This window comes from Neisseria sp. P0009.S007, assembly GCF_051962515.1.
Genome location: NZ_JBQCVF010000038.1, coordinates 5,818 through 15,408, shown reverse-complemented (window position 1 = coordinate 15,408; position 9,591 = coordinate 5,818). Strand labels below are relative to the sequence as shown.

Below are 9,591 nucleotides of genomic sequence, written 5' to 3'. Positions count from 1 at the left end.
AAAGTGTAGGAAGTGGTTTGGTAAATGGGGACAGCAGCGGATTTGGTAGTTGGTTCGGATTGATAGCCTGCATGCAGGGCAATGGTTTCCCGTTTCATTTAAATATCCTTGTAGCGATTAAATAATGATAAATAGAGGCCAGCAGATTCGGATTTGAAGGGCAAACTTTCCATAACGGAAAAGTTCGGTATGTAGCAGCATACAGCCTTTCCTATAAGAAAGATTACCCTGAGCGACACTCAACTGACCCAAGAAGAACGATATCACATTCAAGACCTGTCCTACCACCACACCATCATCGAATGACACCCCATCATAATGCCGTTTACCGCGACCTTCTCCAAGATAAAAGCAACGGCAGTACTCTTTGGCAACAGCTCAGAATATGCAGCAAACCCTACCGCAAATGATACGGCAGCACACGGCTCTGAGGCAAAATGCACGATCGCGTCGGCATAGGAAAAGCCCCACATGGTTGAGCAAAAATTCCGCATTGGTGATGGGTAGGCAGATACCATTGACGGCAAAGATTAGAAAAGCGGAGACCTTGGCAAAAATCCCTCAAATTCCTAAATGTCTGGGTAGGACTTTAGGGATTTGGGGGAGTTTTAAAGGTTTTAGGCCGTCTGAAACTGCGTTATAGAAAGTTTCAGACGGCCCTTGGGTATTCTTTGGATTTGAAAATAAAAAAAGACTTGAATCATCAAGTCTCGCATTTCATTTTTACTGGATAAAAAATATCAAGAATGGCGGAAGCGGTGAGATTCGAACTCACGGAGGGCTATCAACCCTCGACGGTTTTCAAGACCGTTGCATTAAACCGCTCTGCCACGCTTCCGTTCTTGAAGCCGTAATACTAATGGAACTTACGGCCTTTGCCAAGAGGTATTTTAGAAAAAATATCTAGGATTCTGTTTTTATTTAGATTGTTCTTTACGCATGAATACCCATTCGGCTTCGTTTGAAGCTGCTTCATTGAATGAATAGCCTTCGTAGTCGAAGTTTTTGAGCATTTCAGGCTCGGTAATGCCGTGTTCTGCCGCGTAGCGCACCATCAAACCGCGCGCACGCTTGGCGTAGAAGCTGATGATTTTGTATTTACCGTTTTTCTCGTCTTTAAAAATCGGCGTAATCAGGCGTGCGTTGAGTTTTTTGGTGTTGACGGATTTGAAATATTCTTGTGAGGCGAGGTTGATTAAAACGTCGCTGCCTGCCTGCTTCAGCGTTTGGTTGAGCAGGTCGGTGATTTTATCGCCCCAAAATTCGTAGAGGTTTTTGCCGCGCGTGTTGGTAAAGGCTGTGCCCATTTCCAAGCGGTAGGGCTGCATCAAGTCGAGCGGGCGCAGTACGCCGTATAGGCCGGAGAGCAGACGGACGTGTTGTTGCAGGTAGTCGATTTGTTTCGGTTTGAGCGTATCGGCGGCAATGCCTTCATAGACGTCGCCGTTGAACATAAATACGGCTTGTTTGGCGTTTTCAGGCGTAAACGGCGTGTGCCATGCGGCATTGCGTTCGGCGTTGAGCAGGGCGATTTTGTCGGAAACATGCATCAGCTCGGCGATTTGTTGGGGGGCAAGCTGACGCAACTCCTGCATCAGGATTTCCGCTTCGGGTAGAAGGTCGGGCTGGGTAAAGCTGCTGACGGGGGAGGGGTCTTTTTCGTTGAGGTTTTTGGCTGGGGATAAGACAAAAAACATAATAATTTCGGCTTTGAAATGAATAATGTGTGGGATTGTAGGTTTAAAATCGAGGAAGAACAAGACGGGCTAAACGCATTAATTGAATGCTTTTATTGAAACGTATTTCTGTTGAAAGTAAAATTCGAAGCTTCCCCCTGTTTCTGACATTTCTACTTGAGGAGAATATCATGTCTAAAACCATTATTCATACCGACAAAGCCCCTGCCGCGATTGGCGCATACAGCCAAGCAGTCCGCGCAGGCGATACGGTTTATATGAGCGGTCAGATTCCTTTGGATCCGGCTACGATGACTGTGGTCGGCAATGGCGACTTCCGGGCAGAAGCCGTGCAAGTATTTAAAAACCTGCAAGCCGTAGCCGAAGCAGCCGGCGGTTCTTTAAATGATATCGTCAAACTCAATGCTTATTTGACTGATTTGGCTAACTTTGCCGTGTTCAATGAAGTGATGGCTGAATTTATCGAACAACCTTTCCCTGCACGTGCGGCGGTTGGCGTGGCCAGCCTGCCTAAAGGCGTTCAGGTTGAAGCAGAGGCAGTATTGGTTTTAAATGCATAATTGATGTTTTCAGACGGCCTGGGCTGGGCTTGAGGCCGTCTGAAAAGAATAACAACGGAAAACAATAATAATGGCACATTACGCAATCGGAGACATTCAAGGCTGTTTTGACGAGCTGACTTTGTTGCTTGCCAAAATCGGCTTTAATCATGGTACGGACACCCTTTGGCTGGTCGGCGATATTGTCAATCGCGGCCCAAAGTCATTGGAAACCCTGAAATTTGCCAAAGAGCATGACAGCAGCGTGCAAATGGTTTTGGGCAATCATGATTTACATCTTTTGGCCGTCGGTTGCGGTGAAGGAACGCTCAAGCGCAGCGATACGGTTGAGCCGATTTTGACCCATCCCGAGAGTCAATCCCTATTGGACTGGCTGCGTCATCAACCGCTTTTGGTGCGCGGCGACAGGCATGTGATGGTGCATGCCGGTATTTTGCCTCAATGGTCGGTTGATAAGGCCGAAAGCCTTGCCCGTGAAGCTGAGGATGAATTGCAAGGTAAAAAGTACAGGAAATTTTTTGGCAAAATGTACGGCAACAAGCCGACCGAGTGGACAGATGATTTGACAGGCTATGAGCGTCTACGCATGATTATCAACGTCTTTACCCGTATGCGTGCGCTGACGTACAAAGGCGAATTGGATTACGAATATAAATCCACTTTGAAAAAAATGCCGCTTTACCTGCGCCCTTGGTTTAAAGCGCCTGATAGGCAGAATTTGGATTATATTACCGTGTTTGGACATTGGTCGTCATTGGGCTACGTTAATACCGATCAGGTCATTGCTTTGGATACCGGCGCGTTGTGGGGCGGAGAGCTGACAGCGGTCAATTTGGATACCAATGAAGTGATACAGGTACCGTCGTTGGGCGGATTGGATTGGAAAACGGCATTGAAATAGTTTGGATAAGATAAAAGGCCGTCTGAAATGTTTCAGACGGCCTTTTTATATTACTTAATCCAGAGAAGGCAGGAGTTTGCCCGGATTCATGATGCCATAAGGGTCAAGTTGATTTTTGATGGCATGCATCAGAGCAAGTTCGGCCTGTGTACGTACGCGGGGCAGCCAATGTTTTTTGATGATGCCTACGCCGTGTTCTGCGGCAATCGTACCGTGGCAGGCAAGGATGTTTTCATAAACAATGGTATTGACGGCGTCTTCGTATTGGTAGGCTTCGTTGCTCAATACGTTGGGCAGGAATGTATTGTAATGTAGGCTGCCGTCGCCTAAATGTCCGAAGCAGACAATTTGTATGCCGGGGAAATGGATTTCCAAGGCAGGGGCGCATTGGCGGACAAAGGCGGCCACTTGGGCGATAGGGACGGCGATGTCGTGTTTGATGCTGGTACCGAGTTTGCGTTGGGAAGCGGAAATATTTTCACGTAAGGTCCATAAGTCGGAACGCTCTTGCTCGGATTGCGCCAAGATACTGTTTTCCCACCCGTTTTGATAGAGAAATTCGGCAAGTTTTTCATCCAGTCCGGCATCGGGAACGGAATCTGCAAGTTCAATCAAAATATGCCATTGCGCATTGGCAGGCTTTTTGAGTTGGCTGAATTCCGAAGATAAATCGAGGGCAAAGCGGCTGATCAGCTCGAAGCTGGTCAAGCGTTCGGCAAAATGGCCTTGCACCGCAGTCAAAAGCGAGACGGCGGATTCAATATCGTCTAAACCTACCCATGCGGTTGCTTTGGTTTTGGGCTGGGCAAAGAGTTTGAGTGTGGCGGCGGTAATGATGCCCAATGTTCCTTCGCTGCCGATAAAAAGATGGCGCAAGTCGTAGCCGGTTGTGTTTTTGTGTAGGGGCTGAAGGTGGGAAACCAGTTCGCCGTTTGGCAAAACGACTTCCAAACCCAATACCAAATCACGCATGCTGCCGTAACGCAAGACATTCAAACCACCGGCATTACAGGCGATATTGCCGCCGATTTGACAAGAGCCTTCGCTGGCAAGGCTGAGTGGAAACAGTCGTCCGGCTTCGGCTGCCGCCTTTTGAGCATTTTGTAAAATCACACCGGCTTCAACCGTCATGCTGTTGTCGGCAAGATTGATATCGCGGATGCGGTTGAGCTTGGAGAGGTTGAGCAGTACTCCCTCGGTGGTTACCGTTGCGCCGCATAATCCGGTATTGCCGCCCTGCGGGGTGACGCGGATACGGTTCTCAAAGCAGAAACGCATGATTTTTTGCACGTTTTCGACAGAGTTCGGCTGTAAGACAATATCCGGCGAAGAAACAAAGCGGCGGCGTTGGTCGTTTAACAAGGCCGGAGTGGCTTCGATGATTTCAGAGGCGGAAAGAAACTCAGCAAAACGGTCGTGAAGGTGCATGGCAGTCAGACGGAAATATTGGGAAGGGAAGATGAAGGAATGTAAAAAAGCAGGATACGCAATGGTATCCTGCTTTTTTTATATTCAAAAGAATATTATTTAGCAGCTTCAGAAGCAGCAGAAGCAGCGGCTTCAGTAGCAGAAGCAGCAGCTTCAGTAGCAGAAGCAGCAGCTTCAGTAGCAGCAGAAGCGGTAGCTTCAGTAGCAGATGCAGCAGCTTCAGTAGCAGAAGCAGCGGCTTCGGAAGCAGCAGAAGCGGCAGAAGCAGCAGTTTCAGCAGCTTTATCAGCACCGCCACAAGCGGCCAAAGCTAAAGACAACAAAGCAGCAGCGAACAGAGATTTTTTCATTTTTAAGAACCTTTTTTAAATCGATTTAAACTAAAAATAGCCGTCAGACGGCCTATACAGTAGAAATTCATTGCTGAATTTTTCAATATTATGCCCCACGGGATAGGTCAATGCAACGTTGCGTAACCGTTTGCCGGCTAAAATCAATACGAAAATAGTGAAAATAATGTAAATCATATTGGCGCGCGAAAAATCATCTAAAAATATTCATTATTAATGAAGATTTTAAAAATACATTGTATTCAATGAGTTGTGTATTTTTATTTGTTATAGGTTTTAAGGGTTTGGAATGTTTTTGCGTTTAGGGAAATTTTTGTAATTTAGCAACTTTGTGTTGTGAAAAAGCAACTTTTATGGATTGGAATCATTCGATTTTGTTTTTTATATGGACTTTTTCGGTTTTGTTGTGTTTGCTAAAAGTATTTGTTTAAGGTAAACCGATTGTTTAGTTACAGCTGTGATAGAATAGCCTGAACTTGACTTTATAAATATTGATTAAGGACGACATGATGTCTATTGTTAAAAATTCCGTAGTTTCCCTGCATTATGAAATGTACGATGCAAACAACCAGTTGTTGGACAAAACCGAAGAGCCGATTGCTTACTTGCATGGCGGTTATGACGGTATTTTCCCTTTGGTGGAAGAAGCGTTGCACGGCAAAAATGTAGGCGATACCGTCGAAGTGGCTTTGTCGCCCGATGATGCTTTCGGCGAGCAAGATCCTGAGTTGGTGCGCATTGAAGATGTAAGCGTATTTCCTGTTGAAGTTGAAGTCGGCATGATGTTTGAAGCCGATGATCCGGAAACAGGCGATGTATTGATTTATCGTGTAACCGATGTTGCCGACGGTAAAGCCGTAGTAGACGGCAACCATCCTTTGGCCGGTATGAAAGTATTGTTCAAAGCGACCGTTGAAGGTGTACGCGATGCGACTGAGGAAGAAATTGCCCACGGTCACGTACATGGCCCGCACGGTCATCACCACCACTAATCAGGCTTGAAGCATGATGAAGGCCGTCTGAAAAGGAATGAAACCTTCCTTTTCAGACGGCCTTTAAGTTTTTACAAGACAGATAAATAGGAAATTTTGGCTCAGGTCAAATCAAGCGGGGAAATATGGGGTTTGTTTGATACTACAATGAATTACATATCACGGTGCGGCAGAATCTGTATTAAGATTCTGATATTGGTAAAACAGGCAGAATACAATGAGTGAAACATTGGAGCAGCAGGCGGTACAGGCCGGTATTGATTTAGGTTATCACGACATCAACGGCACTTATCGTGTGACCAAAACGGAAGTTTTGGAATCGATTGTTGCTGTTTTGGATAAAAGCAAACCGGATTCAGATGGCCTTTATTTGAATACGATGGTTGCGCATGAAAATGGCGAAGAATCTTTACAGATGCCGTCTGAATTTCATGGTGCGGAAGCGGTCGTATTGATTGATGAGGCGGATGAGTGCCAGACCTTGACTTTGTATCTGGGCGACAACGATACGCTTTGGATTAAGCTGCCCCAACTGGCTTGCGGTTATTACACTTTGTCGGCCGAGACCGGCGGCAAATGTCGCCTTGTACGCCTGATTGTTGCGCCTGAATCGGTTTATCAACCCAAACTGCTTGCCAATGGCGGACGGATGAATGGTTTGACCATGCATTTGTACAGCCTGCGTTCCGAGCGCAACTGGGGCATAGGCGACTTTACCGATTTGCTGAACCTGATGAAATATGCTGCAGAGAAAAAGCTGGATTTTGTCGGTATCAACCCTTTGCACGCCTTGTTTACCAGCAAGCCTGCCTTTGCCAGCCCGTATAGCCCTTCTTCGCGCGAATGGCTCAATCCGATTTATTTGGATATAGAGAAAGTCGGGGCGTTTACTTATAACGAGCAACTGAAAAACTGGCTGGCGCAACCGAAAATCCGTCAGCGCATCGCTGCTTTGCGTATCACGGAAACGGTGACTTATACCGCGGTTTGGGCATGCAAACGTGATGCGCTGCAAATGGCGTTTAATGCATTTGAACAAGATACTTGTGAAGCCGCGGAAAATGAGCGTGCTGCATTTGAATCGTTTGTGATGGAAAAAGGCAAAGCCTTACAGGGCTTCGGTTTGTTTGAGGCTTTGGACCAGTATTACAGCCGTCCTGGACAAGTGGGTTGGCAGTCATGGCCGTCTGAATTTCATCAACCTGATGGCGAAGCAGTAGAAAAATTCGAGCGCAGTCATGAGCGGGAAATCCGTTTTTATATGTGGCTGCAATGGCTTTGCGCGGAGCAATTGCAAGAAGTTAACCAAGCCGCTGCCGAATACGGTGTCAAACTCGGCATTTACGGCGATTTAGCGGTCGGCGTGGCGCGAGGTAGCGCGGATACTTGGTTAAACCGCCAAGATTATTGTATGGACGTATCGGTCGGTGCGCCGCCCGATCCTTTAGGGCCGACAGGGCAGAATTGGGATTTGCCGCCGCTTAATCCGTCGATGTTGAAGCATACGGGCTATGAAAAGTTTGCCCATCTGTTGCGCGAAAATATGCGTCTGTATGGCGTGTTGCGGATTGACCATGTGATGGCATTGTGTCGTTTGTGGTGGGTTTTAAAGGATAAAACAGCAGATTTCGGCGCATATGTGCATTACGATGCCGAAGTGACTTTTGCCATTTTGGCATTGGAAAGCCAGCGCAACCGTTGCGTCATTATCGGCGAGGATTTGGGGACGGTACCCGATCAAGCGCGTTATCTGCTCAACCGCTATCAAGTGTTCTCCTACAAAGTGATGTATTTCAGCAAGGGCTGGAACGGTTTTCAATTACCTGACGAATACCCCGAGCAGGCGATTACGGTCATCAGTACCCACGATGTCGCACCCTTGGCAGGTTATTGGATAGGCAAAGATTTGGATACGATGTTCAAACTCGGTACTTTGCCTGATGCAGCCGCTTTTCAGACGGCCTTGGATGAGCGCGAACACGATAAAGCCGATTTGCTGGACAAATTGAAAGAAACCGGCTGTCTGGGTGCAGACGTACAAATGCCGGCAAAAGCCGATGAAACCTTGCTGGCGGCTTTGCACAAATACGGCGCATTGAGCCGCAGCAAGCTTTACGCCGTACAACTGGAAAACCTACTGGGCGTCATCGACAATCTGAATGTCCCGGGTGTAACCGAAGGCTATCCGAACTGGGCGCAAAAAATGCCGGTTTCTTTGGAAGATTTCCTACAACACCGCCTCATGGGCGGCCAACTTGCCATTATTGACGAGGTACGCATGAAAACAAACAGCCAAATCAAGGCTTATCATGAACTTGACCAAATCGAGCGCGATACGGTCGAAAGCCTGTTTCTTGCCACCCATAGCGATGTGTTCGCTTATCTGGGACGACACCGCCTTGCAGAGGGCGATGAAGTAGTGCGCGTTTTGATTCCCGGCGCAGTAAGCGTGGATATCGTGAACCGCCGCAGCGGCGAACTCATCGTGCCGTCTGAAAAAATTGATGAACGCGGTTTCTTTGTGGCCGTTTTGCCCGATGATGCGCCCGATTACGCTTTACGTATCCGTTACACCGAAGACACCGAGCCAGTGATTGAAGAAGACCCTTATCATTTCAGTTCTGCGTTGCAAGACATGGATTCCTGGCTGTTGGCCGAAGGTAAACACCTGCGTCCTTATGAGACTTTAGGCGCGCATTTTGCCGAGTTGGACGGCGTGAAGGGCGTACGCTTTGCCGTATGGGCGCCAAATGCGCAACGCGTTTCCGTCATCGGCGAGTTCAACAACTGGGACGGCCGTCGCCATGTGATGCGTTTCCACCGTGACAACGGCATTTGGGACATCTTCATCCCTGCTGTCAAACTCAATGCCCTATACAAATTTGAAATCCGCGATGCCAACGGTAATGTACGCGAAAAAGCCGACCCGTATGCCTTCGGTGCGGAACTGCGTCCGACCACGGCATCTATCGTGCGTGGTTTGCCTGACGAAGTGGAAGAACCGGCCTTCCGCGCCCGTGCCAACGCCATTGATGCGCCGATCAGCATATATGAAGTGCATTTGGGTTCGTGGAAACGCAATCCGGAAAACAACTTTTGGCTGACTTACGAAGAGCTTGCCAAAGAATTGGTCGCATACGTCAAAGACATGGGCTTTACCCATATTGAATTTCTGCCTGTTTCCGAATATCCGTTTGACGGCTCATGGGGCTATCAGGCAACCGGTTTGTATGCGCCGACCAGCCGTTTCGGTTCTCCGGAAGAATTGCGCGCCCTGATTAAAGCCGCGCACGACGAGGGTATCAGCGTTATCCTCGACTGGGTGGTCGGACACTTCCCAACCGATGACCACGGGCTTGCCAAATTCGACGGCACCGCGCTGTATGAACACGCCGATCCGCGCGAAGGCTATCATCAAGACTGGAACACTTTGATTTACAACTTCGGCAGAAACGAAGTGAAAAACTTCCTGCAAGGCAATGCTTTGTATTGGATAGAACGTTTTGGCTTTGACGGTATCCGCGTTGACGCGGTGGCTTCGATGATTTACCGCAACTATTCGCGCAAAGATGGCGAGTGGATTCCGAACCAATACGGCGGCCATGAAAACCTTGAAGCCATCGCTTTCCTGCGCGATACCAACACCATGTTGAAAGAGGAAGT

General features: G+C 48.0%; 7 protein-coding genes, 1 tRNA gene and 1 pseudogene. 5 read left to right on the top strand and 4 right to left on the bottom strand.

Features of this window, described 5'->3' with window-relative positions; all coding sequences use genetic code 11:
• Positions 1–293: 293 nt before the first annotated feature.
• Positions 294–504 (top strand): annotated as a pseudogene (locus ACTHS3_RS05470) (IS30 family transposase); the annotation flags it as partial.
• Positions 505–747: 243 nt separating this feature from the next.
• Here ACTHS3_RS05470 and ACTHS3_RS05465 read toward each other — a convergent pair.
• Together ACTHS3_RS05465 and yaaA are read right to left on the bottom strand one after the other, a co-directional pair.
• A tRNA-Ser gene (locus ACTHS3_RS05465) sits at positions 748–838 on the bottom strand.
• 79 nt (positions 839–917) lie between these two features.
• Positions 918–1,697, bottom strand: coding sequence for a peroxide stress protein YaaA (yaaA, locus tag ACTHS3_RS05460; RefSeq protein ID WP_049335610.1), 780 nt, complete (start codon positions 1,695–1,697; stop codon positions 918–920).
• A gap of 170 nt (positions 1,698–1,867) precedes the next feature.
• Between yaaA and ACTHS3_RS05455 the strand changes: the two genes are divergently transcribed.
• Positions 1,868–2,257, top strand: a complete 390-nt coding sequence (locus ACTHS3_RS05455) for a RidA family protein (RefSeq protein ID WP_003746001.1) — start codon at positions 1,868–1,870, stop codon at positions 2,255–2,257.
• 70 nt (positions 2,258–2,327) lie between these two features.
• Positions 2,328–3,158 (top strand): symmetrical bis(5'-nucleosyl)-tetraphosphatase, encoded by an 831-nt coding sequence (locus tag ACTHS3_RS05450; protein ID WP_004519496.1) that lies wholly within the window; start codon positions 2,328–2,330, stop codon positions 3,156–3,158.
• Positions 3,159–3,212: 54 nt separating this feature from the next.
• Here the strand turns inward: ACTHS3_RS05450 and ACTHS3_RS05445 are convergent, their stop codons facing one another.
• Both ACTHS3_RS05445 and ACTHS3_RS05440 read right to left on the bottom strand, forming a co-directional pair.
• Positions 3,213–4,586: an FAD-binding oxidoreductase gene (locus ACTHS3_RS05445; protein ID WP_440367331.1), complete on the bottom strand. Its 1,374-nt coding sequence runs from the start codon at positions 4,584–4,586 to the stop codon at positions 3,213–3,215.
• A 95-nt stretch (positions 4,587–4,681) separates the two neighbouring features.
• Complete coding sequence (locus tag ACTHS3_RS05440) at positions 4,682–4,936, bottom strand: hypothetical protein (RefSeq protein ID WP_070625841.1); 255 nt, start codon at positions 4,934–4,936, stop codon at positions 4,682–4,684.
• Between the two features lie 509 nt (positions 4,937–5,445).
• Here ACTHS3_RS05440 and ACTHS3_RS05435 point away from each other — a divergent pair.
• Together ACTHS3_RS05435 and malQ are read left to right on the top strand one after the other, a co-directional pair.
• Positions 5,446–5,928 carry an FKBP-type peptidyl-prolyl cis-trans isomerase gene (locus tag ACTHS3_RS05435; RefSeq protein WP_003683125.1) on the top strand — a complete coding sequence of 161 codons (483 nt, stop codon included), beginning with the start codon at positions 5,446–5,448 and terminating at the stop codon, positions 5,926–5,928.
• Between the two features lie 217 nt (positions 5,929–6,145).
• Positions 6,146–9,591, top strand: a 3,446-nt coding sequence (gene malQ / locus ACTHS3_RS05430) for a 4-alpha-glucanotransferase (protein WP_440367329.1), incomplete at its 3' end; no start/stop codon positions are given.

Excerpts from the sequence above, each read along its gene's own strand:
- ACTHS3_RS05440 (WP_070625841.1), bottom strand. The coding sequence starts at position 4,936 with ATGAAAAAATCTCTGTTCGCTGCTGCTTTGTTGTCTTTAGCTTTGGCC.
- ACTHS3_RS05450 (WP_004519496.1), top strand. The coding sequence starts at position 2,328 with ATGGCACATTACGCAATCGGAGACATTCAAGGCTGTTTTGACGAGCTG.
- ACTHS3_RS05445 (WP_440367331.1), bottom strand. The coding sequence starts at position 4,586 with ATGCACCTTCACGACCGTTTTGCTGAGTTTCTTTCCGCCTCTGAAATC.
- yaaA (WP_049335610.1), bottom strand. The coding sequence starts at position 1,697 with ATGTTTTTTGTCTTATCCCCAGCCAAAAACCTCAACGAAAAAGACCCC.
- ACTHS3_RS05435 (WP_003683125.1), top strand. The coding sequence starts at position 5,446 with ATGTCTATTGTTAAAAATTCCGTAGTTTCCCTGCATTATGAAATGTAC.
- ACTHS3_RS05455 (WP_003746001.1), top strand. The coding sequence starts at position 1,868 with ATGTCTAAAACCATTATTCATACCGACAAAGCCCCTGCCGCGATTGGC.